General features: G+C 41.1%; 2 protein-coding genes. One reads left to right on the forward strand and one right to left on the reverse strand.

Going from position 1 to position 1477, the window contains the following annotated elements:
- Window positions 1-200: 200 nt before the first annotated feature.
- The gene (locus Q0236_RS07290) at window positions 201-839 is read left to right on the forward strand and encodes a Crp/Fnr family transcriptional regulator (protein WP_005871915.1); all 639 of its coding nucleotides are present in this window, start codon (window positions 201-203) and stop codon (window positions 837-839) included.
- 282 nt (window positions 840-1121) lie between these two features.
- Here the strand turns inward: Q0236_RS07290 and Q0236_RS07295 are convergent.
- Window positions 1122-1477: formate/nitrite transporter family protein (locus Q0236_RS07295; protein ID WP_297916502.1), on the reverse strand; the 356-nt coding region annotated here is incomplete at its 5' end.

Raw genomic sequence — 1477 nt, forward strand, 5'->3', positions numbered from 1 at the left:
TGGCTATAATTTCGCCACATAAGGCTCAATAAATTTTTGAAATTTTACGCGATGCAAAGCGCGGGTAAAATTTAGAATATAAAATTTATTAGCTTAGGCGACCTAGATGCGCAGCTATAGTGCGGATGGTAAATTTAATCCGCGCAGCTTTATCTTTGTCTAAATATTTCATTGTATAATTCTTAGCTTTTGGAGGTTATATGGAAAAATCGCGGCTGGGACTACTGCAAACCGAGGCTATCGCCACGCTTAGCGACGAGGAGCTTGCAATGTTCGAGCACCAAGTCATCAAAAAAGGCTATGTTTTTTATAGCGAGGCGCCTAAAGTTTTTATTTTTAAAAGCGGGCAGGCGAAGCTTTCGTTTTTTGAAGACGGCGAAGAATTCATCATCAACTACCTAAATAAGGACAATATTACCATTCTTAATGAAATTTGCGCGCTTGAGTTTTTAGAGGACAGCGAGATTTACACGATCGATGCGAGCGGACTCGGAGAGATCTTGGCAAATCGCAGCTTTTGCGAGGCATATATAAAAATTTTAACAGAGATAATTCTGCTGCAGCGCAAAATCACACGCTCTATACTTTTTGAAAATGCAAAAGGGCGCATCGCGAGCTTTTTGATCGAGCTTGCAAACGAGCAGAATTTTCATCAAAACGGCTACAAATACGTCTTTTTGCCCTTTTCGCTAAAGGTGCTTTCATCCTTCGTGGGGCTCAAGCGCCAAAGCGCGAGTACCGCGTTTAACGAGCTTGTAAAAGATAACGTAATTCAAAAAATCAGCCAGCACGAGTTTTTGATCCTAGACTACGACAGATTGCTTAGCTACTGTGTTTAGGCTCGGGCTAGAGTTTTTAAAGCATTTATGCGGCTTACGTTACGGCTTAAGCGCGAAATTTTGTCTAAAGTTGCAGAGTAGAATTTTGCCTAAATTTACAGCGTAAAATTTTTATCAAGAGCTTGGTTTTGGAATTTCATCCCGAATTTCGCTTAGGATTTCGTCTAAAATTTTGGATCAAATGAAATTTTACGCATCGGAATTTTTAAAATTTAAGAAACTAAAAATGCGCGGCAAAGTGCCGCGCCGTATTTTGTTTATATCGTGCTGAAGCGCGATAGATTAGTCTTTCTTTTTCATGTCGTATTTATTTACCATAAATCCGACCAAGCCTACGAAAAATAGACCGCCGCAGATGTTGCCTAGCGTAACTGGGATCATATTTTTAACGATGAAATTTCCCCAGTTTATTGAATCTATTTGAGCTGCCGTTACGCCGTGAAGCGAGCTTGCAAGAGTGTTTACATCGCCACCTGCAGCCGCAAGGTAGTGGCCTTTAGCGATGATGCCTTCAGTTAGGATAAACATATTTGCCACGCAGTGTTCCATCGAGCAAGCTACGAATGCGCCGATCATCCACATAATTGCAAAGAATTTACCCGATAGATTACTCTCGCTGGTCGCAGTCCAGATAGACA

This window comes from uncultured Campylobacter sp. (assembly GCF_938031315.1).
GTDB lineage: Bacteria > Campylobacterota > Campylobacteria > Campylobacterales > Campylobacteraceae > Campylobacter_B.

Excerpts from the sequence above, each read along its gene's own strand:
- Q0236_RS07290 (WP_005871915.1), top strand. The coding sequence starts at position 201 with ATGGAAAAATCGCGGCTGGGACTACTGCAAACCGAGGCTATCGCCACG.